This is a genomic window from Streptomyces shenzhenensis (genome assembly GCF_003688995.1).
Classification (GTDB): domain Bacteria; phylum Actinomycetota; class Actinomycetes; order Streptomycetales; family Streptomycetaceae; genus Streptomyces; species Streptomyces shenzhenensis_A.
In genome coordinates this window covers 175,791-197,664 of sequence record NZ_PENI01000011.1, presented here as the reverse complement: position 1 = coordinate 197,664, position 21,874 = coordinate 175,791, and the positions used below count along the sequence as shown (strand labels likewise).

The window sequence follows — 21,874 nt, the reverse complement described above, 5'->3', positions numbered from 1 at the left end:
ACCTCCGGGGAGTTAACAAGAGTGCAAAGTCAACGCCCGTGGGCGGCATCCGGATTGACAGTGCTTATAGAACGCTTATAGACCTGTGAGTCTCATGGGGGCGGTGATGTCTGACCTCGTCGTCACCTCATCTCCCCCGCAAGCCCCCCGCAGATGCACTCTGTAAAGGACAAACGTGTCCATAACTCGCCGTAGCGCACGTCGTTCCGTGCGCATTCTGGGTGTTGCCTCCGCGACCGTGGCGCTCGCTCTGGGCGTCACCAACTCCGCGTTCGCGTGCAACATCCGTGAGTTCTCCGCCGAAGCCAAGTGCGACGGCACCGACGGCGTCATCGTCGTCACCGACAAGGACCCCTCCGGTCAGCCCGCTGTGATCACCGTGTTCCTGGAGAACAACGGTGCCGACGAGAAGCAGGTCGGCGAGCCGCAGGAGATCAAGGGCTCGCGTCAGGGCACCACTGTCTCGTTCACCGAGGACTGGAAGCCCAACGCGACGTACCGGATCCACGTCAAGGCCGGCAACCTGGTGGACGAGGACATCAAGCCCAACCTCACCACCCCGTCCACGGCCTGCAAGACCGAGGACACCCCGGCCCCGACGCCGTCGGAGACCGCCCCGTCGCCGTCGGAGTCCGAGTCCACCCCGGCCGAGTCCGAGACCCCGACCCCGTCGGCCTCGGAGAGCACCAGCACCGCCCCGGCGGAGACGTCGAGCAACGCACCGTCCCCGGCGGTCGGTGACTCGAACCTCGCCGAGACCGGTGCGAACTCCAACACCGGTCTGATCGCCGGTGTGGCCGCCGCCTTCGTCGCCGTCGGCGGTGGCGCGGTGTTCTTCGGCATGCGCCGTCGCGGGGCCAACAGCGCTCGCTGACACCCCGGTTCGGCATGACGCCGTGGCCCGTCCCCGCAGTGCGGGGGCGGGCCACGGCCGTTCGGCCGAAGGCCGTACGCGCCGGCCAGAACGCCGGCAGCCCGCGCTCGCCGACGACCTCCGGCTCCGGACTGTCAGCACGAGATCCAGCCACGCGTCGATCGCGTCGGCGGCGATGCCGGGCGCGACCTCGTACGGCAGCCTGGCTCACCGTAGGCCCGCGGCCGTCAGTCCAGGACGACGATCTCCGCCGCGTCGAACCCCACCCCGACCTCGCTGCCGACCTCCGGCGCCACCCGCAGCGCACACGCCGCCTCCAGCCGCGGCCCGTCCGCCGGCTGAAGGCGCACGGCCACATGGGTGCCCCTGAAGGTGCGGGCGGTCACCGTGCAGCGCAGCCCCTCGTCGGCCGGCCCGAGCCGCACACCGGCGGGCCGCACCAGCAGCGTGCGCCGGCCCTGGGGCGCGGGCTCGGACACCGGGAGCTTCCCCCACGGGGTGACCGCGACCGCCCCGGTGACCTGTGCCCCGACGACGTTCTCGAAGCCGAGGAAGCGGGCCACGAACTCGTCCGCGGGCCGCTGCCACACCTCAAGTGGCGTACCGGACTGGGCGATCCGGCCGTCACGCATCACCACCACCCGGTCGGCGAGCGCGAAGGCCTCGCCCTGGTCGTGTGTGACGGCGAGCACGGTGGTGCCCAACCGGTCGAACAGCTCCCGCAGTTCGACCACCAGCCGCTCACGCAGCGAGCGGTCGAGCTGACCGAGCGGTTCGTCCAGCATCAGCAGCCGCGGTCGGGGCGCAAGGGCCCGGGCGAGCGCCACCCGCTGCTGCTCGCCCCCGGAGAGCCGGTCCACGGCCCGCCGGGCGGCACCCGGCAGCCCCACGAGGTCCAGCAACTCCCGTACGCCGGCATGCTGCCGCTCCTTGGACGCGCCGCGCATCCGCAGCCCGAACGCCACGTTGCCGCCCACGTCCCGCTGCGGGAACAACTGGTGGTCCTGGAACATCAGGCCGACCTCGCGCCGGTGCGCGGGCACTCCCGTCCGGTCCTTCCCGTCGAGCACGACCCGCCCGGCGTCCAGGGGCTGCAGTCCGGCCACCGCCCGAAGGAGCGTCGACTTGCCGCTGCCGCTGGGCCCGAGCACACACACGATCTCGTGCTCGGCCACCTCCAGGTCCACGGCGTCGAGCACGGTCCGCGCGCCGAAGCGGACGGTCGCGGACGTGAGGCTCAGCAGCATCAGAACTCCCCGGTCCGGTGCGGGCGGAGCCGTTCGAGCACCAGCAGCGCTGCCGCGCACACCACCATCAGAATCGTGGAAAGGGCCATCGCCTGGCCGTAGTTGAGGTCACCGGGCCGGCCGAGCAGCCGGGCCACGGCGACCGGCAGCGTGGGGTTGTCGGGCCGCGCGATGAACACGGTCGCGCCGAACTCCCCGAGCGACACGGCGAACGCGAACCCGGCCGCGACCAGCAGCGCCCGCCGCACCAGCGGCAGATCGACCTCCCGCCACACCCGCCAGGGCGACGCCCCGAGCACGGCCGCCGCCTCCCTCAGCCGCCCGTCGACGGCCCGCAGCACCGGCAGCATGGTCCGCACCACGAAGGGCACGCCGACCAGCGCCTGTGCGAGCGGGACGAGGATCCAGGACTGCCGCAGGTCCAGCGGCGGTGCGTCGAGCGCGATCAGGAAACCGAAGCCGACGGTCACGGCCGAGACGCCGAGCGGCAGCATCAGCAGCGCGTCGAAGCCCCGGACGATCCGGTCCGCGACGGGAGTTCCCCCGGCCGAGCGCGGCCGGGCCGGCGGGAGCCGGGACAGCGCGGCGGCGGCGAGGGAGCCGATCAGCACCGCGATGGCGGTGGCGACGACCGCGTACCGCAGGGAGTTCCCGACCGCCGCGATCGGCGCCACCAGGAACGTGCCGCCGTCCTCGTGGGTCAGGGCCCGGTAGTAGCGCAGGCCGGGGGCGTCGAGGGAGCGCTGCACCAGCACCCCGAGCGGCAGCAGGACGAGCGCCACGACGGTGGCCAGGACGCCGGCGAGCAGCGCCCACTGGCCCGCCCCACGCGGCCGGCGCGCCGTCAGCGAGGCGTCGACCAGGCGCAGCGCGGTCTCCCGCCGCCGCACCGTCCAGGCGTGCACGGCGAGGACCGCGGCCACCGCCGTGAACTGGACGAGGGTGAGGACCGCGGCCGTGGACAGGTCGAAGATCTGGGACGTCTGCCGGTAGATCTCCACTTCGAGCGTGGCGAAGGTGGGGCCGCCGAGGATCTGCACCACGCCGAAGGAGGTGAAGGTGAACAGGAACACCATCAGCGCGGCGGCGGCCACCGCCGGGGCCAGCGCCGGCAGGGTGACCGTGCGCCAGGCGGTCAGCGGCGCGGCGCCCAGCATCCGCGCGGCCTCCTCCTGCCGTGGGTCGAGCCCGGACCACAGGCCGCCGACCGTGCGGACGACGACGGCGTAGTTGAAGAAGACGTGCGCGAGCAGGATCGCCCACACGGTGGTGTCCAGCCGTACGCCCCACAGGTCGTCGAGCAGCCCGCCGCGCCCGACGAGCGCGAGGAAGGCCGTGCCGACCACGACGGTCGGCAGCACGAACGGCACGGTGACCACGGCCCGCAGGACCCGCTTGCCCGGGAAGTCGAGGCGCGCGAAGACATACGCGCCGGGCAGCGCGACCAGCAGGGTGAGCGCGGTGGAGGCCAGCGCCTGCCAGGTGGTGAACCACAGCACGTGCCGGAGGTCGGAGCGGGTCACGACGTCCGCGATCCGCCCCAACTGCCAGCCGCCGTCCGGCCTCAGGCCGCGGGCGACGATGGCCGCCACGGGCCAGGCGAAGAAGACGGCGAAGAACGCGACCGGCCCGGCCATCAGCGCGAGCCGCGCCACGCTCCCCGTACGCCGCCCGCGCGGGACCGTACCGTCCGCCCCAGCCGCCCCGCCCGCTCCCACTGATCCGTCTGCTTCGGCTACTTCAGTACGAGCGCGGTCCACGACTTGACCCACTGGTCACGGTTGGCGGCGATCCGGTCGGGCGCCAGGGTCTCGGGATCCTTGGCCTGCGGGCCGTACTTCACGAACTCCTGCGGCACCTTCGCGTCCGCGCGCACCGGATGGACGAACATGTTGAGCGGCATGTCCTCCTGGAACTCCTTGCCGATCAGGAAGTCCAGGAGCGCCTTGCCGCCCGCGCTGTTGCGGGCGCCCGTGAGCAGTCCGGCGTACTCGGTCTGCCGGAAGCAGGTGCCGGTGGCCACCCCGGTGGGCGCGGTGGCCGGCTTCGGGTCGGCGTAGACGACCTCGGCGGGCGGCGAGGAGGCGTACGACACGACGAGCGGCCGGTCACCGCCCGCCTTGCGGCCGCCGGCCGAACCGGAGAACTCCTCGTCGTAGGCCTGCTCCCAGCCGTCGACGACCTTGACGCCGTTGGCCTTCAGCTTCTTCCAGTACTCAGGCCAGCCCCCGTCGCCGTACCGGGCGGCGGTGCCGAGCAGAAAGCCGAGGCCGGGCGAGGAGGTGGCGGCGTTCTCGGTGACGAGGAGGTTCTTGTACGCGGGCTTGACCAGGTCGTCGAAGGTCTGCGGCGGGGTCAGCCCGTGCCGGTCGAAGTACGCCTTGTCGTAGTTGACGCAGATGTCGCCGGTGTCGATGGGCGTGACCCGGTGCCCGGACGTGCCGGCCCGGAACGCGGCCCCGATCCGGTCGGAGCCCTTGGCCTCGTACGGCTGGAACAGCCCGTTGTCGAGGGCCCGCGACAGCAGGGTGTTGTCGACGCCGAAGAAGACGTCGCCCTGCGGGTTGTCCTTGGTCAGGATCGCCTTGTTGACGGCCTGTCCGGCATCGCCGTCCTTGAGGACCTTGACGGTGTAACCGGACTGCTTCTCGAAGTCCTTGAGGACGTTCTTCGAGACGGCCCACGAATCGTGGCTGACGAGCGTGACGGTCTTGGTGTCCGCGGCGCCCCCGCCGTCGGTGGACCCGCACGCGGCCAGCGTGACCAGTCCGAGCCCGGCCGCGACGGCCACAAGGGTCTTGGTGTGCAACTGAATTCCTCCTGGGGTTGACCAGGAAGAGACGCGGCCCTGCCCGGAGGCCGTAAGGGGCGTCCGGGCAGGGCGCAACAGCTTGAGTGAGGACCGATCTCCCTACCCAGAATGACCTGGGCGAGGTTCGGAGGGTCTGCGGCCCATGTGCCGCACTCTCAGCGCTGTGGCGCTCCCCTGTCGGAATGTGAGGTTCGCAATATGAAGTTGTGACGTAATGGACGGCCTCAGACTACCCCCCGGCTACCGCTCGGTGGCAGCCAGCTGACCGCAGGCCCCGTCGATCTCCTGACCGCGGGTGTCCCGGACGGTCACCGGCACCCCGTGCGCCTCGATGGCCGCCACGAAGGCCTTCTCGTCCTCGGGCCTGGAGGCGGTCCACTTGGAGCCCGGCGTCGGGTTGAGCGGGATCAGGTTGACGTGCACGGGCCTGCCCTTGAGCAGCCGGCCGAGCCGGTCGCCGCGCCACGCCTGGTCGTTGATGTCCCGGATCAGCGCGTACTCGATGGACAGCCGGCGCCCGGACCGCGCCGCGTACTCGAAGCCGGCGTCGAGCACCTCGCGCACCTTCCACCGCGTGTTGACGGGGACGAGGGTGTCGCGCAGTTCGTCGTCGGGCGCGTGCAGCGAGATGGCGAGGCGGCACTTGAAGCCCTCGTCGGCGAACCGGTGGATGGCCGGGACGAGTCCGACGGTGGAGACGGTGATGCCGCGCTGGGACAGCCCGAGCCCGTCCGGCTCGGGATCGGTGAGGGCCCGGACGGCGCCCACGACCCGCTTGTAGTTGGCGAGCGGCTCGCCCATGCCCATGAAGACGATGTTGGACAGCCTGGCGGGGCCGCCGGGCACCTCGCCGTCCCTGAGCGACCGCATGCCGTCCACGATCTGGTGCACGATCTCGGCGGTCGACAGGTTGCGGTCGAGACCGGCCTGCCCGGTGGCGCAGAACGGGCAGTTCATCCCGCACCCCGCCTGTGAGCTGATGCACATCGTCACCCGGTCCGGGTACCGCATGAGCACCGACTCAACGAGCGTCCCGTCGAACAGCCGCCACAGCGTCTTGCGGGTGGTGCCCTGATCGGTCGACAGATGCCGGACGACCGTCATCAGCTCGGGGAACAGCGCCTCGCGCAGCCGGGCCCGCGACCCGGCGGGGATGTCGGTCCACTGCTCGGGGTCGTGCGTGTACCGCGCGAAGTAGTGCTGCGAGAGCTGCTTCGCCCGGAACGGCTTCTCGCCGATCGCGGCGACGGCCTCCTTGCGTTCGGCGGGCGACAGATCGGCGAGATGCCGCGGCGGCCGCTGAGCACCGCGCGGGGCGACGAAAGTGAGTTCTCCGGGTACAGGCATGGTGTCGTCCAGTGTCGCACGAGCGGCATGCCCGCCATGTCCGGCGGCCTCGGGGCGCTCAGTGCCCCGACCCGACAGGGGCGCGGGGCACTGCGGGACCGGCCGCGACGGAGCCGTGTGGGCGTCCCCCTGGTCGAGCGGGGCCGGGAACCCGGGGAGAGCGGCGGCCCGTCACGGCCCTGTCGGCGGCGTGCTCACGCGGATCCGACGAACAGCACCATCAGCAGCCACACCACGGGCGCCGTCGGCAGCAGCGAGTCGAGGCGGTCCATGATGCCGCCGTGACCGGGGAGCAGGGTGCCCATGTCCTTGATGCCGAGATCCCGCTTGATCATGGACTCGCCGAGGTCGCCGAGGGTGGCGCTGGCCGCGACCGCGAGGCCGAGGAGCAGGCCCTGCCACCAGGCGCCGCCGTCGATCAGGAACTGCATGCACAGGGCGCCCGCGACCATCGCGAACAGCACCGCGCCGAGCAGCCCCTCACGGGTCTTGCCGGGGCTGATGCGCGGGGCGAGCTTGTGTCTGCCGAAGCGCCAGCCGACCGCGTAGGCGCCGGTGTCGCTGACGACCGTGAGGATCAGGAAGGTCAGGACGCGACGCGGACCGTCGTCGGCGTCCAGCATCATCGCCACGAACGTGGCCAGGAACGGCACATAGAAAGCCGCGAAGACGCCCGCCGTGACGTCCTTGAGATAGCCCTCCGGTGGCTGCGTCATGCGCCACACCAGGACCGCGAGCGCGGTCAGCGCCATGGCCACCCAGGCGCCCTGGGCGCCCCGGACGTATCCGGCGACGACCATCGCGGCGCCGCCGAGCGCCAGCGGGACCAGGGGCGCCTTGATGCCCTTGCGCTCTTGGAGCCGGTTGGTCAGCTCCCACAGCCCGACCACGACGGCGACGGCTATGACGCCGACGAAGACGGCCTTGACGATGAACAGGGAGGCGAGGATGACCACGCCGAGCCCGACGCCGACGCCTATCGCGGCACCCAGGTCCCGGCCCGCACTCTTCTTCTGCGGTGCGGGCGCAGGCTGTGGTGCGTCGGGCATGGGCTCCGGATTCTGCGGCACCGCCCCGTGGGGGTGCGCCGACGGGGTCTCGGGGTGGTACGCACCGTTGGGGTACGCACCGCTGTGGAACGTCTCGTCTCGGGTCGGGGGGCCGCTCGGCCGAGCGGCCCTCCGGCCCCTGTCCTGGTCTCCGCCATGCGCGGGTACGTCGTCCGGGACGATGGGCATGGGGCGAGTCTGCTGGGCGTCATGCGCATCGTACGCGGGACCCGCCGGGGCGGCCGCCCGGCCGTACCCCTGCCCGGGACCGTGGTCGGTGGGCCCCCAGTACCCGGCCTGTGGCGGCGCCCCCCAGGAAGAGTCGTTCATCAGACCTCGAGCAGTTCCGCTTCCTTGTGCTTGAGGAGCTCGTCCACCTGGGCGACGTACTTCGCCGTGGTGTCGTCCAGCTCCTTCTCCGCACGGCGGCCCTCGTCCTCGCCGACCTCGCCGTCCTTGATCAGCTTGTCGATGGCTTCCTTGGCCTTGCGCCGCACGGAACGGATGGAGATCTTGGCGTCCTCGGCCTTGCCCTTGGCGACCTTGATGTAGTCGCGACGGCGCTCCTCGGTGAGCTCGGGGAACACCACACGGATGATGTTGCCGTCGTTGCTGGGGTTGACGCCCAGGTCGGAGTCGCGGATCGCCTGCTCGATGTTGCGCAGCGCGCTCTTGTCGAACGGGGTGACGACCGCCATGCGCGGCTCCGGCACGGAGAACGAGGCCAGCTGGTTGATCGGCGTCGGCGCGCCGTAGTAGTCGGCCACGATCTTGTTGAACATCGCCGGGTGCGCACGGCCGGTGCGGATCGCGGCGAAGTCCTCCTTGGCGACCACGACGGCCTTCTCCATCTTCTCCTCGGCTTCGAGGAGGGTCTCTTCGATCACCACTTGCTCCTGCGTGTCTTGAGTAGGCCCGGCTGCGGTTCCTTGTCGGGGCCCACGGCCGGCTGCGTCGCGTCTTCTTCCTGCACGGTTCCCGACCCGGCAGGTCATTGTCCATCCCCCGGTCAGGGTCCGGGTGATTCTCCGGTCAGTGCCGACCGTCCTGGTCACCCACGAGTGTGCCGATCTTCTCACCCTTGACGGCGCGGGCGATATTGCCCTCGGTGAGAAGCTCGAAGACAAGGATGGGCAGCTTGTTGTCGCGGCACAGCGTGATGGCGGTGGCGTCGGCGACCTTGAGGTCCCGGGTGATGACCTCGCCGTAGCCGAGGGAGTCGAACTTGACGGCGTCCGGGTTGGCCTTCGGGTCGGAGTCGTAGACCCCGTCCACCCCGTTCTTGCCCATCAGCAGCGCCTCGGCGTCGATCTCCAGGGCGCGCTGGGCCGCGGTGGTGTCGGTGGAGAAGTACGGCATGCCCATACCGGCACCGAAGATCACCACGCGGCCCTTCTCCAGGTGGCGCACGGCACGCAGCGGGATGTACGGCTCGGCGACCTGGCCCATGGTGATGGCGGTCTGCACCCGGGACTGGATGCCCTCCTTCTCCAGGAAGTCCTGGAGGGCGAGGCAGTTCATCACCGTGCCGAGCATGCCCATGTAGTCGGAGCGGGCCCGGTCCATGCCGCGCTGCTGGAGCTCGGCACCGCGGAAGAAGTTGCCGCCGCCGATGACGACGGCGATCTGCGCACCGTCCCGGACGACGGCGGCGATCTCACGGGCGATCTTGTGCACCACATCGGGATCCACGCCCAGACCCCCGCCGCCGGAGAACGCCTCTCCGGACAGCTTCAGCAGAAACCGGCCGCGTACTTTGCCGTCGTCGCGCTTCTGGGTATTGGTGGTCATGGGATCCGCCTCTTTCACGTGGTGCGCATACCAAGAAGGCCATTGCCGGTGGGGTCGCTCTTCGCTCCCATGCGCGGCAATGGCCTCCTCGTCAGATCTGCTGCCGTCCGCCGCGTGCCCGGGTGCGGCGGTGTGCGCGGACGACTGCTGTCGACCCTATCGGGGTCGCGTGTCGATCGCGGTACGGACTCAGATGCCGACCTTGATGCGCGTGAAGCGCTTCAGGGTGACACCGGCCTCCTCCAGCACCTTCTGGACCGACTTCTTGTTGTCGAGAGCGTACGGCTGGCCCAGCAGCGTCGCGTCCTTGAAGAAACCGTTCAGGCGGCCCTCGACGATCTTGGCGATCGCGGCCTCGGGCTTGCCCTCGGCGCGGGTGGTCTCCTCGGCGATGCGGCGCTCGGACTCGATGACCTCGGCCGGGACGTCCTCCTTGGAGAGGTACTTCGGCGCGAAGGCGGCGATGTGCTGGGCGACGCCCTTGGCGATCTCGGCGTTCGGCTTGTCGAACTCGACCAGGACACCGATCTGCGGGGGCAGGTCGGGCATGGTGCGGTGCATGTACGCGGTCACGAAACCGTCGGCGAACTGCGCGAAGCGGTCCAGGACGATCTTCTCGCCCAGGTTGGCGTTGGCCTCGTCCACGAACGCCTGGACGGTCTTGCCGGCCTCGATCTCGGAGGCGAGCAGCGCCTCGAGGTCGGCCGGGGAGGTCTTCGCGACGTGCTCGGCGATGGCGCCGGCGACGGCCTGGAACTTCTCGCCCTTGGCGACGAAGTCCGTCTCGCACTTCAGCTCGACGAGGACGCCGGAGGAGTTGTCGTCGGCGATGACCGAGACCACGGCGCCGTTCTCGGCGGAGCGGCCCTCGCGCTTGGCGACGCCCTTCTGGCCCTTGATACGGAGCGCCTCGACGGCCTTCTCGACGTTGCCCTCGGCCTCGTCCAGCGCCTTCTTGCAGTCCATCATGCCGGCGCCGGTGAGCTCACGGAGCTGCTTGACGTCAGCGGCGGTGTAGTTCGCCATGAGTCTGTGAATCTTTCTCGAAGTCTGGAGAATCGAAGATCTGCACGGTCTGCGATCTACATGTACGTGCAGATCCCCGACTCGGTGCTGACCTACGGGTGAACGGCGGGAGCGGACTTCATGTCGCCGCTCCCGCCGTCAACGCTGGCGCTGACGGGTCAGGCCTGCTCGCCCTCGGCGGCCGGGGCCTCGGCAGCGGGAGCCGCAACGGCGGCCGGCGCGTCCTCGGCCGGAGCCTCGACGGCCGCCGGAGCCTCGACAGCAGCCGGCGCCTCGGCAGCAGCGGGAGCCTCGACAGCGGCGGGAGCCTCCGCGGCCGGAGCGTCCTCGGCCTTCTTCTCGCCCTCGAGCAGGTCGCGCTCCCACTCGGCCAGCGGCTCGCCCGCGGCCTTCTCGCCCTTGCCCTCGGTCGCGACACCGGAGCGCGCGATCAGGCCCTCGGCGACGGCGTCGGCGATCACACGGGTGAGCAGGGTGACGGAGCGGATCGCGTCGTCGTTGCCCGGGATCTTGTAGTCGACCTCGTCGGGGTCACAGTTGGTGTCGAGGATGGCGACGACCGGGATGTTGAGCTTCCGGGCCTCGCCGACCGCGATGTGCTCCTTCTTGGTGTCCACGATCCAGACGGCGCTGGGCACCTTCTGCATCTCGCGGATACCACCGAGGGTCTTCTCCAGCTTGGCCTTCTCGCGCGAGAGCACGAGAAGCTCCTTCTTGGTCAGACCGGAGGCCGCGACGTCCTCGAAGTCGATCTGCTCAAGCTCCTTCAGGCGCTGCAGACGCTTGTAGACGGTCGAGAAGTTGGTGAGCATGCCGCCCAGCCAGCGCTGGTTGACGAAGGGCATGCCGACGCGGGTGGCCTGCTCGGCGATGGCCTCCTGCGCCTGCTTCTTGGTGCCCACGAACATGACCGTGCCGCCGTGGGCGACGGTCTCCTTGACGAACTCGAAGGCGCGGTCGATGTACGACAGCGACTGGAGCAGGTCGATGATGTAGATGCCGTTGCGCTCGGTGAAGATGAAGCGCTTCATCTTCGGGTTCCAGCGGCGGGTCTGGTGACCGAAGTGGACGCCGCTCTCCAGCAGCTCCCGCATCGTGACGACGGCCATGGCCGTATCTCCTTGGATTTCTCGGTTGTGCCGCGGATGCCGGACGGCTTCCGCGCCTGACGCCCACGTGCGCCGTTGCCACAGGAGGACCGAGGGGCGCTGACACCAACGGACGTTGCCGGCCGGTGTGTGTCGGGGCGTGCGAAGTCGACCCGGTGACCCGAGTCGCCACCAGAAGTGTACGGGACCGGCGAGGTACCGGGTGACGCCGTTGTCCACAACCCGTCAGTAGTCCACCGGTCCCGGCCATGATCGACGAAGCCGCGGGACGGTTCTCGCATGAGTGCGACGACAGCGAGGCGTGCGACGCGGTCCGCGCGGGGCCCGCGTACGGTCCGGGCCGGGTGGGCGTGGGTGTGGGTGTGGGCGGTGGTGCTTGCGACGGTGGTGCCGGCCGCGGTCCTGGGCGGTCCGGCCCTCCCGGCCCGGGCACAGCCGCCGGGGCCGGCGGCCGTCACGCTCCCGCCTCCCGCGCCACCTCCTGCCCCGCCCCCGTCGGCCCCGGTCCCGGCGCTCGCCCGGGTCTGGCCGGTGGGGACCCGGCCCGTGGTGATACGGGGCTGGGAGCCGCCGGCGACGGCGTACGGCCCCGGGCACCGGGGCGTCGATCTGGGCGCACCGTCCGGTGCTCCGGTGCGGGCGGTGGCGGCGGGCCGGGTGTCCTTCGCGGGCCGGGTCGCCGGTCGGGGCGTGGTCTCCGTCGAGCTGGCGGGCACGGACCTGCGGACGACCTACGAGCCGGTGGACCCGTCGGTGCGCACGGGCGACGAGGTGGCGGCGGGCGAGGTGGTGGGGCGGGTGGCGGCGACCGGATCGCACTGCGCCGCCGGCACCTGTGTCCACTGGGGACTGCTCAGGGGCGACACCTATCTGGATCCGCTCCTGCTGCTGCCCCCGTGGCTGCTGCGCCGGGGCCCGTCGAGACTGCTGCCGGTCCTGGGTGTGCCGCCCTCCTGAGGGCGGGCTGGGCCCTGCCGCCGGGCCCCTCCTGCCCCGGCCGGACTCAGCCCCGCACGCCCCGCAGGGCCATCGTGACGGCCGCGTCGGTGATGTCGGCGGGATCCTCGGCCGCGCCCAGCTCGATGCGCCGGACCGCCGCGTCGACCACGCCCTGCAGCAGCATCGCCGCCAGCCGCGGCTGGGCGTGCCCCATCTCCTCCAGCGCCTCGCCGATCATTGTGACGAGCCCGCCGTGCGCGGCCCGGATCTTCTCCCGCGCCCCGGCGTCCAGCTCGCTCGCCGAGATCGCCACGACGGCCCGGTGCCGCCGGTCCCCGACCAGCGCCAGCTGCTTGCGCACATACGCCTCGACCTTGCCCTCGGCCGTGTCCGCCCGCTCCATCGCCGCCGACACCTCGGCGGCCCACACGGGGAAGTCGACCTCGCACAGCTCCTCGACGACCGCGGCCCGCGAGCGGAAGTACTCGTACACGGACGATCGCGCGAGACCCGTGCGTTCGGCGAGGGCGGGGAAGGTCAGCGCCTCCGTACCGCCCTCGGACAGCAGGCTCCGAGCCGCGTCCAGCAGAGCGGCTCGCTGCATCGACCGGTGCTCGGCCACGGAGGCCGCTCGAATCCTTGGCACGCCCCCCACTGTACGGACGCGTCCGCCCGGACGGGAGTCGACCGGTGCCCCAGGGACGTTCGCACCGGTCGGCCCGGCCGCCGTCCCTGGCCCGTCATCGGCCAAAACTGGCCAGCTTCGCCCGCAGCTGGAGCACGGACTTCGTGTGGATCTGGCTGACCCGGCTCTCGGTCACCCCCAGCACGTTCCCGATCTCCGCCAGCGTCAGCCCCTCGTAGTAGTACAGCGTCACGACGGTCTTCTCCCGCTCCGGCAGGGTGTTGATCGCCCGCGCCAGGAACCGCCGCAGCTCCCGGTCCTCGGCGACCTCCACCGGGTTGTCCGCGGCGGTGTCCTCCAGCGTGTCCATCAGGCTCAGCCGGTCCCCGCCCTCGCCCCCCACATGCAGCAGCTCCTCCAGGGCCACCACGTTCGCCAGGGACAGCTGGCCGAAGACCGCGTGCAGCTCGTCGATGCCGATCCCCAGCTCCGCCGCCACCTCGCCCTCCGACGGCGTGCGCCGCAACCGCGCCTCCAGCGTCGCGTACGCCCGCTCCACGTTCCGCGCCTTCTGCCGCACCGAGCGCGGAATCCAGTCCAGCGCCCGCAGCTCGTCGATCATCGCGCCCCGGATCCGCGTGATCGCGTACGTCTCGAACTTGATCTCCCGCCCGACGTCGAACTTCTCGATCGCGTCGATCAGCCCGAACACGCCCGACGACACGAAGTCGGCCTGCTCCACATTCGGCGGAAGTCCCACGCTCACTCGTCCCGCCACATACTTCACCAGCGGTGAGTAGTGCAGGATCAGCTGCTCCCGCAGCCGCTCGTCCCCCGTCGCCTTGTACGACCGCCACAGCTCGTCGAGTGTCGAGGGAGCGGGCGGCCGCGCGCTGCCACCGTCGCGGGCGGCTGGGGGGATGGCCGCCCGGTCGGACCCGGAGGTGTGCTGGGGCATTCGTCGCCTTGTGCCGTTCTGCCGTGAAGTGCTGTGAAGTGCTGTGAAGTGCTGTGAAGTGCTACGGAGCGGGGTGCCTGAGTGGGCTGTCGGACTGGTATCTGGTTGGGCCGGTCTGCGCCGTGGTCTCGTGAGCGTAGCGTGACTGAGGTGTCGCGGTGTGCGAACGGTGGGGCTCCACCCGGTGGCGGGCACGCTCCGGGACGCGCTCGGGCGGGCCCGGCACATCGCTGTGCGTGACCTGTGCAGCGGGCCAACTCCGGGAAATCCCAAGGACATCGGGATTCCCCCGGACGGCCGAACACCCTCGGTCAGCGAGCGGCCCGGCCGGACCGGACCGACATCACCGCCTGGCGTGTCAACTTCCAGCCATCGCCGTGTCGTTCGACGTACCCAAGTGCTCTAAGCTCGTACAACCTCGCGATCACCTCGTCCGGTGTGGTCTGCGCGTCCGAGGCGATCTCCCGCGGCTGCGCGGGCCGGCGCGCGGGCAGGGCGGCCAGGACCTGACGGGCGCCGGGTTCCAGCAGGTCGCGCGGGAGCACCGGGCCGCGCCGGGCCGGGGCCAGCTCGCCCATGTCCCCGACGAGTTCGACGACGTCCGCGGCATCGGTGACGAGCACGCCCTCCCCGCGCAGCAGTTCGTGCACGCCCGCGGAGAGCCCGCTGGTGGCGGGCCCGGGCACGCCCATCGTGAACCGCCCGAGGCGCTGTGCCGCGCGCGCCGTCACCAGGGAACCGCTGCGGTGGGCGGCCTCCACCACGACCGTGCCCCGGGTGAGCGCCGCGATCACCCGGTTCCGCAGGATGAACCGGCTCGGCGTCGGATGGTCGCCGGGCGGCAACTCCCCCACCACCAGCCCCTGTTCCGCGATCCTGGTGATCAACTCGGCGTGTCCGCGCGGGTAGGGCCGGTCGACACCGCAGGCCAGGACGGCGACGGTGGCACCGCCCGCGCCGAGGGCACCCCGGTGGGCGGCGCCGTCGATGCCGTAGGCGCCGCCGGACACCACGACCCAGCCGCGCTCGGTGAGCCCCGCGGCGAGCGTGGCCGCCATGTGGGCGCCGTACCCGGTACAGGCCCGGGCGCCGACGACGGCGACCGATCTCAGCGCCCATATCCGCAGGCTGGGCCGGCCACGCAGCCACAGCCCCACGGGTCGGGCGTCCCCGAGGTCGTCGAGCTGGGCCGGCCACTCGGTGTCCCCCGGGGCGACGAACCGCACCCCGGCGGCGCGCGCGACCGCCAGGTCCCGGTGCGGCTCGGCCCGCGCGGCGCGCGCCCGCAGCCCGGACCAGCGCGTCCCGCTCACCCCCGGCAGCGGCTCCCCGCCGTCCCGCAGCCGCCGGGCGACCTCCCGCACCCCGTACTCCCGCAACCACCGCCCCCCGACCTCGTCACCGGGTTCGACGACACGGGTGAGCAGGACGCGGAGGAGCAGTTCGCCGTCCGGCTCGGTGTCTGCGGTCACGCCGGTGCCCCGATGGCCATGGGCACGCCCCGTGGGACGCCGGTGCGCAGTTGCAGGGCGAGCGCGACGTCGGTGGCGTCCGGCCGGTCGTGACCGGCGAGATCGGCCACCGTCCAGGCGACACGCAGGACCCGGTCGAGCCCCCGGGCCGTCAGTACGCCCCGCTCCAGGTTCCGCTCCGCGTCGTCCATCGCGCCGCTCGCGGCGTGCCAGCGGCTGCGCAGCTCCCGCCCGGGCACGTCGCTGTTGGTCCGCCACGGGCTTCCCGTGAACCGCGCGGCGGCACGCTCCCGCGCCTCCCGGACCCGGTCGGCGACCGTCGCGGAGGACTCGCCGCGGGCGCCCGGCTGGGTGAGCTCGGCGCGCGTCACGGGATCCACCTCGACGCGGAGGTCGACCCGGTCGAGCAGCGGACCGGACAGCCGCGCCTGATAGCGTCGGATCACCGACGGCGGGCACTCGCACAGGGCGTCCCGCTGCGAGAAACGTCCGCACGGACACGGATTGGCCGCCAGCACCATCAGGAACCGGGCCGGGAACCGGACCACTCCGGCGCTGCGCGCGATCACCACATGCCCCGCCTCCAGGGGCTGCCGCAGCGCGTCCAGGGTCTGGCCGTGGAACTCGGGCGCCTCGTCGAGGAAGAGCACGCCCCGGTGGGCCAGGGACACCGCGCCGGGACGCGCGATGCCGGGGCCGCCGCCGACGAGGGACTGCATGGTGGCCGAGTGGTGCGGGGCGCAGTAGGGCGCGACGTCGATCAGCGGTTTGCCCGGCGGCAGCAGCCCGGCCACCGAGTGCACCGCCGTGACCTCCAGCGATTCCTCCCGGCCGAGCCGGGGCAGCACGGCGGGCAGCCGCTCCGCCAGCATCGTCTTGCCCGCACCGGGCGGTCCTTCGAGGAACAGGTGGTGACCGCCCGCGGCGGCCACCTCCACCGCCGTGCGCGCCGAGTGCTGGCCCACCACGTCGGCGAGGTCATGGTCATGGTCGTGCTGGGCGGCGCCGATGCTGTGCATGCCGGTGGCCGCGCCCGTGCCGGGCACCCGCAGGCCCGCGAGGAGCGGATCCGGTCGGCCCAGGTCGTCGGGTTTCTCGTCGGGTACGGGTTCGTCCGTCAGCAGGGCGATCAACTGGCGCAGGCTGCGGATGCCGAGCACCGACACCCCGGGCACCAGCGCCGCCTCGGCCGCGGCGCACTCGGGCACCACCACCTGCTCGTATCCGGCGTCGGCCGCGGCCAGCACCGCCGGCAGGATGCCCCGGACCGGGCGCACCCGGCCGTCAAGCCCCAGCTCACCGATCATCACGATGTCGGCGAGCACCCTGGGATCGATCCGCTCGGCGGCGCCGAGCACCGCGCACGCCACGGCGAGGTCGAAGCCGCTGCCGGCCTTCGGTACCGAGGCCGGGCTGAGGCCCACCGTGAGCTTCTTCTGCGGCCACTCGGCGCCCGAGTTGACCACCGCGGCCCGAACCCGGTCCCGGCTCTCCGTCAGGCTCTTGTCCGGCAGCCCCACCAGCGTGAACGCCGCCACCCCCGGCTCCAGGTCGGCCTGGACCTCGACCACCACGCCCTCGACGCCCACCAGCGCCACGGAGCACGTACGGGCGAATCCCATCTCAGGCCACCCCCCGCGCGTGCTCGACCACGGGGGCTCCGCGGTCCGGGAGCAGGACGCCTACCAGGTCGATGCGGACGCCGCCGGGTGGGGCGCCGCCATGGCTCTGGATCCAGCGTTCGGCGAGGCCGCGGAGGCGCTCCGCCTTCTCCGGGGTCACCGCGGCCATCGGATGCTCGTAGCCCCCGCCCCGGCGCGTCTTCACCTCGCAGACGACGAGCGCGTCCCCGTCCCGGGCCACGATGTCGATCTCGCCGGACCTGCCGCAGCGCCAGTTGCGCTCCAGGACCGTCATCCCGGCCGCGGTCAGCCGCCGGACGGCCAGATCCTCGCCGTACCTGCCGAGTGCGTGACGTGCCTGGTGCGTCCTTCGGGACCGACGGGTCTGCTCTGACCGGTTCGTCTGTTCTGATGCGTGCGTCTGCTGTGCGTTCATGCGGGCACCACCTCCGGCACCCACCGTCGCGCGCCCGGCCGGAAGAAGTGGATCTTGGTGGGTTACCCGCCGGTTGTGGACAACCCCGTCACCCGTCCGAGGGCCTTCACCCGCCCGGCAGCTCCAGATCGCTCTTGTTCAGCTCCTCAATGTTCACGTCCTTGAACGTCAGAACGCGTACCTGCTTCACGAAACGGGCCGGGCGGTACATGTCCCAGACCCAGGCGTCCGCCATGGACACCTCGAAGAACACCTCGCCCTGGACCGAGTGCACCTGCATCTCGTAGTCGTTGGTGAGGTAGAAGCGCCGCTCGGTCTCGATCACGTATTTGAACAGACCGACGACATCGCGGTACTCCCGGTAGAGCTTCAGCTCCATCTCGGTCTCGTACTTCTCGAGGTCCTCGGCGCTCATGGCATGTTCCCCTTCAGCCGTGCGATCCCACCATTGTGCGCCAGTCCCGCGTCCCTCTAGACGATTTCCGTGTCAAGGGTCATGGGCCCGGCCGGGGGACCTTCGTCGAGCAGCGTCCGGAGCAGCCCGGCGAGTCTGGTCGGGTACACCGTCTCATGCGTACGGGCCAGTTCCCGACACGTCCACCAACGCGCTCCGGCGACGCTGCGCCGCTCCAGCTCGGTCAGGGCCATGGCCTCGGTCGTCGTCTGCGCCGTACGGGCCAGGTAGTACCACTCGTCCTGGTCCCAGCGGCGGCCGGCGAACGGGAAGGAGCACCGGCGCCGCCACAGCACCGGCCCCAGGTCGACCTCGGTGATGCCGGTCTCCTCGGCCAGCTCCCGCAGCGCGGCCTGGGCGCGCGTCTCGTCGCCCTCCAGGCCGCCGCCGGGCGTGAACCACCAGTCGTCGGCCGGGTCGTCCGGCTCGTGTCCGTGCAGCAGCAGGATGCGGTCGTCGGGGTCCAGCAGCACCACCCGTGCGACCTTGCGCAGGCCCCCCGTGTACCCGTCCTCGCCCGCGTCCCTGGCCTCAGTGGACACCGGCGGGCTCCGGACGGGTGCGGGAGCGGCCCAGCCGCTTGGCGACCGGCCCGTAGGCGGCGCCGCCGAGGACGAGGGCGGCGCCGACGACGATCAGGACGACGACGAGGCGCAGCGGCCCGGGCTGGGAGAGCGCCCCGAGGGCCTCGAAGCCGGTGGGGGCCTTGAGCATGCCCTTCATGGGCCAGGCGACGGCGTCGACGCGGGCGGACACGGCGCTGCGGGCGACGGTGCCACGGGCGGCGTCGGTGAGGTGGGCGGTGGAGTCCAGCGAACCCTGCCGCTCGTCGCCGAGGAGGAAGAGGCGGCCCGCGGGGACCTTGACGGTCGGGAAGTCCGACATCTCGGCGAAGTCGCCCTTGGGGAGGTAGGGCTCCTCGATCTGTTCGCCGTTGACGGTCAGCTTGCCGTCGGTGCAGCAGGCGACGGTGTCGCCGCCGACCGCGACCACGCGCTTGACCACGTCGGAATTGGTCACCCAGGTCTTGTCGCGGAAGACGACGACGTCGCCCCGGCGTATCTCGCCGCCGTCGACGCGCTCCGCGAGGACGCGGTCGCCGGCGTCGATCGTCGGGGTCATCGAGCCGGTGGGCACGGTGTACGGCCGGTAGACCACCGCTCCCCACGCGAATCCCCCGAGGAACAGCACCAGGCCCAGTGCCACGGCCACCCCGGACAGCCGGTGACCGAGCGGGCTGCCGATCTGCGCCGCGCCGGTGCCGCTCGGGGCCGTATGTGTCGTGCTCTCGCCACCCATGGACCCGCACCCTACCGGGCGGTTCCGAAGCGGGCCCAGCCTCCCTCCCGACCCGGTCGGGAGCGGGGCCGAACCCAGGCTTCCCCGGACGTGGCGGCCCGGCCTTCCCCGGGACGTGGCGGCCCGGGCGTACGGCCCGGGCGGCAGTTTCAGCGGGTCCGGCTCGCCGCGGCCCGGCGGCGGCGCCACACCGCCACCGGCAGGACGCCCACGAGCGCGATGCCCTCGGGGGCCACCGACAGCGAGGCGGCGGAGGGGGCCTGCTGGTCGAGGCCGGGCTGGTCGAAGGTGTCCGGGACCGGCAGGGTGCCCCAGCGGTTGATCGGCCAAGCCTTGACGATGGCACGCCCGACGACCTTGTCGACCGGGACCATGCCGTGGTTCTTGTCGGCCTGGTTGTAGCGGGAGTCGCGGGAGTTCTGGCGGTGGTCGCCCATCACCCAGAGGTAGCCCTCGGGGATCTTCACACTGAACTGGCCGCCCTGGTCGTCCATGCTGCACGGGGTGTTGCCGGGGTAGACATACGACTCGTTCAGCGCCCTGCCGTTGACCAGCAGCGGGCCGGTGTTCTTGCACTCGACCGTGTCGCCGCCGACCGCGACGACCCGCTTGATCAGGTCCTTCTCCTCCGCGGACGGCATCAGGCCGATCCAGCTGAGGACCTGCTGCACGGCGTTCGGAGTGGGCGTCGGCTCGCCCGCCAGCCAGTTGTCCGGGTCGTGGAAGACGACCACCTCGCCACGCTCCGGCTCCGAGCCGAACCACGGAGTGAGCTTGTCGACCAGGACGCGGTCACCCTGCTGCAGGGTGTTCTGCATCGAGTCCGACGGGATCGAGAACGCCTGCACCAGAAACGTCTTGATCAGCAGCGCCAGCACCAGCGCGATGCCGATCAGGATCGGCAGTTCCTTCCAGAAGGAGCGCGGCTTCTTCGGCCCGGGAGCCGAGTCGCCCCGCCCCCGGTCCGCCGTGCCGTCCACCGGGGGCTGCCCGTCGGCAGGCATGGCGTCTCGCGCCGCCCCTGCGTCATTCCCGGAGGTCACGACGCCGTCCGCCATGGGGCCGCTCGATTCCACGGGGCGCCCGCGGTGTTCCTCGCCGTCGTGTCCCGACCGTGCGCCAACCGCCACATCCCCCACGCCAACTCCTCACTCTGTGCCGCCGCCTGCTCCGGGTACGGTGCAGGCCCACCACTCCCATAACGAGCGGGAGTTCCGCAGGAGTCGGGAGCCGGATCATTCCGTTCGGATCGTCGGAGGCAACCCTATGCGACAGCCGGGGAGCAGCGGTCGACCCCGACACGGAGTTCGTCACGCTTGCGAAGGTTTTTGGCTCGGTCAGGCTGGACCAGTGGCCGATGGGCCAGCCGATGATCATGGCCCGGCCCACCACGGAGTCCACGGCGACCGTGCCGCCGTAGTCGGTGTCCTGGTGGGCACGCGAGTCCGCGGAGTTGTCGCGGTGGTCGCCCATCACCCACAGCCGCCCCTGGGGGACAGTGACGTCGAACGGCGTCGCGGAGGGCGCGTTGCCGGGGTACAGGTAGTCCGTCTCGGACAGGGCAACGCCGTTGACGGTCATCCGGCCCTGCGCGTCGCAGCACTTGACGTGGTCACCGCCGACGCCGATGACCCGCTTGATGAGGTCCTTCTCGTTGTCGGAGGGCAGCAGACCGATGAAGGTGAGCCCTTCCTTGACCTGTTTGACGACGATGGGGTCGTTCTTCTTGGTGGTCTGCTCGTCGGCCAGCCAGCCGCCCGGATCGTGGAACACGACGACGTCCCCGCGCTCCGGCTTGGAGCCGAACCAGGGGGTGAGCTTGTCGACCAGGACCCGGTCGCCGATCTGGATCGTCTGCTCCATGGAGCCCGACGGGATCACGAAGGCCTGCACGAGGAAGGTCTTCAGGACCAGCGCTATCAGCACGGCCACACCGACCAGGAGCGGTATCTCGCGCACCGCGCTGCGCCTGCGCCTGCGCTTGACCTTGCGCTGGAGCTTGCGCCGCTCCGCGCGGGTGCGTCCGCCGGCCGGGCCGGCCGCGCGCCGGGCCCCGGTGGGCAGCAGGTTGTCGGCGGCGCCGCTGGGCACACCGCGCGGCCTGCCCCGGTTACCCATGCGCGTCCTCCGCGGCGGGCACGCGCGCGTAGGCGTCAGGGCGGTGCAGGTGGGTCCAGTGCGCGAAGGGCCAGGCGATCCAGTCGGCCCGCCCGATCACATCGCCGACGGGGATCATGCCGCCGCCCGGGGAGCCCAGGTGGTCGCGGGAGTCGCTGGAGTCGCTGCGGTGGTCGCCGAGCACGAACAGCCGGCCCGGGGGCACGACGACGTCGAAGGGCACGCTGGACGGGCTGTCCCCGGGATGGAGGAACGCCGTCTCGTCGACCGCTCGGCCGTTCACTTCGATCCTCCCCTCCTTGTCGCAGCACACCACATGGTCTCCGCCCACACCTACAACGCGTTTGATGTAGTCCGCGTCCCCGAAATACCCGGTTCCGTCGAACACGACGACATCACCGCGCTGCGGCTCGGCACCAAAACGGTACGCCAACTTATTTACGAGAACGCGGTCCCCGATCCTCAATCCGCCCTCCATGGATCCGCTCGGGATCTGGAAGGGCTGCGCCACGAACGTGTTGAGGAGCAGCAGGAACAGCAGACAGACGAAGAGGGTGAGGGTGATCCGTCCGCCCGGCAGCCAGTCGGCGAATCGCGACACCAACGCGAAACGCGACCGCCTCTCCGCGCCCGGTGTACCGGGGCTGGAGGTGCGGTCGCGTCGCATCGGCTGTGCTTCGGTGTCCATCGGGGGCT

General features: G+C 71.5%; 22 protein-coding genes. 2 read left to right on the top strand and 20 right to left on the bottom strand.

Annotated elements, in window-relative coordinates:
• The first annotated feature begins 175 nt into the window (after nucleotides 1-175).
• A complete protein-coding gene (locus tag CTZ28_RS19480; protein WP_121890897.1) occupies nucleotides 176-874 on the top strand; it encodes an LAETG motif-containing sortase-dependent surface protein in 699 nt (232 codons plus the stop codon).
• 227 nt (nucleotides 875-1,101) lie between these two features.
• On the opposite strand, the gene CTZ28_RS19475 is transcribed toward CTZ28_RS19480, so the two are convergent.
• The 9 genes from CTZ28_RS19475 to rpsB all read right to left on the bottom strand — a co-directional run bounded on the left by CTZ28_RS19475 (nucleotide 1,102) and on the right by rpsB (nucleotide 11,255).
• Entirely contained in the window at nucleotides 1,102-2,121 is a 1,020-nt protein-coding gene (locus CTZ28_RS19475; RefSeq protein ID WP_121890895.1) for an ABC transporter ATP-binding protein, read from the bottom strand.
• Nucleotides 2,121-3,758 carry an ABC transporter permease gene (locus CTZ28_RS19470; protein WP_121890954.1) on the bottom strand — a complete coding sequence of 546 codons (1,638 nt, stop codon included), beginning with the start codon at nucleotides 3,756-3,758 and terminating at the stop codon, nucleotides 2,121-2,123. Before CTZ28_RS19470 ends, CTZ28_RS19475 begins: the two co-directional genes overlap by 1 nt.
• A 98-nt stretch (nucleotides 3,759-3,856) precedes the next feature.
• Nucleotides 3,857-4,930: a thiamine ABC transporter substrate-binding protein gene (locus tag CTZ28_RS19465; protein ID WP_121890893.1), complete on the bottom strand. Its 1,074-nt coding sequence runs from the start codon at nucleotides 4,928-4,930 to the stop codon at nucleotides 3,857-3,859.
• A 243-nt stretch (nucleotides 4,931-5,173) separates the two neighbouring features.
• Nucleotides 5,174-6,280 (bottom strand): dual-specificity RNA methyltransferase RlmN, encoded by a 1,107-nt coding sequence (rlmN, locus tag CTZ28_RS19460; RefSeq protein WP_121890891.1) that lies wholly within the window; start codon nucleotides 6,278-6,280, stop codon nucleotides 5,174-5,176.
• Between the two features lie 194 nt (nucleotides 6,281-6,474).
• Nucleotides 6,475-7,659 (bottom strand): phosphatidate cytidylyltransferase, encoded by a 1,185-nt coding sequence (locus CTZ28_RS19455; protein WP_121890889.1) that lies wholly within the window; start codon nucleotides 7,657-7,659, stop codon nucleotides 6,475-6,477.
• The gene (gene frr / locus CTZ28_RS19450; RefSeq protein WP_121890953.1) at nucleotides 7,659-8,216 is read right to left on the bottom strand and encodes a ribosome recycling factor; all 558 of its coding nucleotides are present in this window, start codon (nucleotides 8,214-8,216) and stop codon (nucleotides 7,659-7,661) included. The genes CTZ28_RS19455 and frr overlap by 1 nt, the downstream gene beginning before the upstream one ends.
• Nucleotides 8,217-8,361: 145 nt before the next feature.
• A complete protein-coding gene (gene pyrH / locus CTZ28_RS19445; protein ID WP_121890887.1) occupies nucleotides 8,362-9,120 on the bottom strand; it encodes a UMP kinase in 759 nt (252 codons plus the stop codon).
• Between the two features lie 189 nt (nucleotides 9,121-9,309).
• The gene (gene tsf, locus CTZ28_RS19440; RefSeq protein ID WP_121890885.1) at nucleotides 9,310-10,146 is read right to left on the bottom strand and encodes a translation elongation factor Ts; all 837 of its coding nucleotides are present in this window, start codon (nucleotides 10,144-10,146) and stop codon (nucleotides 9,310-9,312) included.
• Nucleotides 10,147-10,304: 158 nt separating this feature from the next.
• Nucleotides 10,305-11,255, bottom strand: coding sequence for a 30S ribosomal protein S2 (gene rpsB, locus CTZ28_RS19435; RefSeq protein WP_121890883.1), 951 nt, complete (start codon nucleotides 11,253-11,255; stop codon nucleotides 10,305-10,307).
• Nucleotides 11,256-11,627: 372 nt separating this feature from the next.
• Here rpsB and CTZ28_RS19430 point away from each other — a divergent pair, with 372 nt between their 5' ends.
• Entirely contained in the window at nucleotides 11,628-12,212 is a 585-nt protein-coding gene (locus CTZ28_RS19430; protein WP_398656292.1) for a murein hydrolase activator EnvC family protein, read from the top strand.
• Nucleotides 12,213-12,258: 46 nt separating this feature from the next.
• Here the strand turns inward: CTZ28_RS19430 and CTZ28_RS19425 are convergent, their stop codons facing one another.
• The 11 genes from CTZ28_RS19425 to lepB (CTZ28_RS19375) all read right to left on the bottom strand — a co-directional run bounded on the left by CTZ28_RS19425 (nucleotide 12,259) and on the right by lepB (CTZ28_RS19375) (nucleotide 21,866).
• Nucleotides 12,259-12,816: a TetR/AcrR family transcriptional regulator gene (locus tag CTZ28_RS19425; RefSeq protein ID WP_121890881.1), complete on the bottom strand. Its 558-nt coding sequence runs from the start codon at nucleotides 12,814-12,816 to the stop codon at nucleotides 12,259-12,261.
• Between the two features lie 118 nt (nucleotides 12,817-12,934).
• Complete coding sequence (whiG, locus tag CTZ28_RS19420) at nucleotides 12,935-13,777, bottom strand: RNA polymerase sigma factor WhiG (RefSeq protein WP_121890879.1); 843 nt, start codon at nucleotides 13,775-13,777, stop codon at nucleotides 12,935-12,937.
• A gap of 311 nt (nucleotides 13,778-14,088) precedes the next feature.
• Nucleotides 14,089-15,249, bottom strand: coding sequence for a DNA-processing protein DprA (dprA, locus tag CTZ28_RS19415; protein WP_121890877.1), 1,161 nt, complete (start codon nucleotides 15,247-15,249; stop codon nucleotides 14,089-14,091).
• Entirely contained in the window at nucleotides 15,246-16,871 is a 1,626-nt protein-coding gene (locus tag CTZ28_RS19410) for a YifB family Mg chelatase-like AAA ATPase (protein ID WP_121890875.1), read from the bottom strand. The genes dprA and CTZ28_RS19410 overlap by 4 nt, the downstream gene beginning before the upstream one ends.
• A 1-nt stretch (nucleotide 16,872) precedes the next feature.
• Complete coding sequence (locus CTZ28_RS19405; RefSeq protein ID WP_121890873.1) at nucleotides 16,873-17,307, bottom strand: YraN family protein; 435 nt, start codon at nucleotides 17,305-17,307, stop codon at nucleotides 16,873-16,875.
• A 106-nt stretch (nucleotides 17,308-17,413) separates the two neighbouring features.
• Complete coding sequence (locus CTZ28_RS19400) at nucleotides 17,414-17,722, bottom strand: DUF2469 domain-containing protein (RefSeq protein ID WP_003965949.1); 309 nt, start codon at nucleotides 17,720-17,722, stop codon at nucleotides 17,414-17,416.
• A gap of 56 nt (nucleotides 17,723-17,778) precedes the next feature.
• Nucleotides 17,779-18,303, bottom strand: a complete 525-nt coding sequence (locus CTZ28_RS19395) for an NUDIX hydrolase (RefSeq protein ID WP_121890872.1) — start codon at nucleotides 18,301-18,303, stop codon at nucleotides 17,779-17,781.
• Entirely contained in the window at nucleotides 18,293-19,060 is a 768-nt protein-coding gene (lepB, locus tag CTZ28_RS19390; protein ID WP_121890870.1) for a signal peptidase I, read from the bottom strand. The genes CTZ28_RS19395 and lepB (CTZ28_RS19390) overlap by 11 nt, the downstream gene beginning before the upstream one ends.
• Before the next feature lie 149 nt (nucleotides 19,061-19,209).
• Nucleotides 19,210-20,199, bottom strand: coding sequence for a signal peptidase I (lepB, locus tag CTZ28_RS19385; RefSeq protein ID WP_121890868.1), 990 nt, complete (start codon nucleotides 20,197-20,199; stop codon nucleotides 19,210-19,212).
• Nucleotides 20,087-21,178: a signal peptidase I gene (lepB, locus tag CTZ28_RS19380; RefSeq protein ID WP_121890866.1), complete on the bottom strand. Its 1,092-nt coding sequence runs from the start codon at nucleotides 21,176-21,178 to the stop codon at nucleotides 20,087-20,089. The genes lepB (CTZ28_RS19385) and lepB (CTZ28_RS19380) overlap by 113 nt, the downstream gene beginning before the upstream one ends.
• Nucleotides 21,171-21,866, bottom strand: a complete 696-nt coding sequence (lepB, locus tag CTZ28_RS19375; protein ID WP_121890864.1) for a signal peptidase I — start codon at nucleotides 21,864-21,866, stop codon at nucleotides 21,171-21,173. Before lepB (CTZ28_RS19375) ends, lepB (CTZ28_RS19380) begins: the two co-directional genes overlap by 8 nt.
• Nucleotides 21,867-21,874: the final 8 nt, after the last annotated feature.

Bases quoted from the DNA above. Each gene is read 5' to 3' on its own strand.
- CTZ28_RS19410 (WP_121890875.1), bottom strand. From the start codon at position 16,871: ATGGGATTCGCCCGTACGTGCTCCGTGGCGCTGGTGGGCGTCGAGGGC.
- CTZ28_RS19470 (WP_121890954.1), bottom strand. From the start codon at position 3,758: ATGGCCGGGCCGGTCGCGTTCTTCGCCGTCTTCTTCGCCTGGCCCGTG.
- lepB (WP_121890866.1), bottom strand. From the start codon at position 21,178: ATGGGTAACCGGGGCAGGCCGCGCGGTGTGCCCAGCGGCGCCGCCGAC.
- CTZ28_RS19475 (WP_121890895.1), bottom strand. From the start codon at position 2,121: ATGCTGCTGAGCCTCACGTCCGCGACCGTCCGCTTCGGCGCGCGGACC.
- lepB (WP_121890870.1), bottom strand. From the start codon at position 19,060: ATGGGTGGCGAGAGCACGACACATACGGCCCCGAGCGGCACCGGCGCG.
- CTZ28_RS19455 (WP_121890889.1), bottom strand. From the start codon at position 7,659: ATGAACGACTCTTCCTGGGGGGCGCCGCCACAGGCCGGGTACTGGGGG.
- CTZ28_RS19405 (WP_121890873.1), bottom strand. From the start codon at position 17,307: ATGAACGCACAGCAGACGCACGCATCAGAACAGACGAACCGGTCAGAG.
- pyrH (WP_121890887.1), bottom strand. From the start codon at position 9,120: ATGACCACCAATACCCAGAAGCGCGACGACGGCAAAGTACGCGGCCGG.
- rlmN (WP_121890891.1), bottom strand. From the start codon at position 6,280: ATGCCTGTACCCGGAGAACTCACTTTCGTCGCCCCGCGCGGTGCTCAG.
- lepB (WP_121890864.1), bottom strand. From the start codon at position 21,866: ATGGACACCGAAGCACAGCCGATGCGACGCGACCGCACCTCCAGCCCC.
- rpsB (WP_121890883.1), bottom strand. From the start codon at position 11,255: ATGGCCGTCGTCACGATGCGGGAGCTGCTGGAGAGCGGCGTCCACTTC.
- CTZ28_RS19400 (WP_003965949.1), bottom strand. From the start codon at position 17,722: ATGAGCGCCGAGGACCTCGAGAAGTACGAGACCGAGATGGAGCTGAAG.
- whiG (WP_121890879.1), bottom strand. From the start codon at position 13,777: ATGCCCCAGCACACCTCCGGGTCCGACCGGGCGGCCATCCCCCCAGCC.
- tsf (WP_121890885.1), bottom strand. From the start codon at position 10,146: ATGGCGAACTACACCGCCGCTGACGTCAAGCAGCTCCGTGAGCTCACC.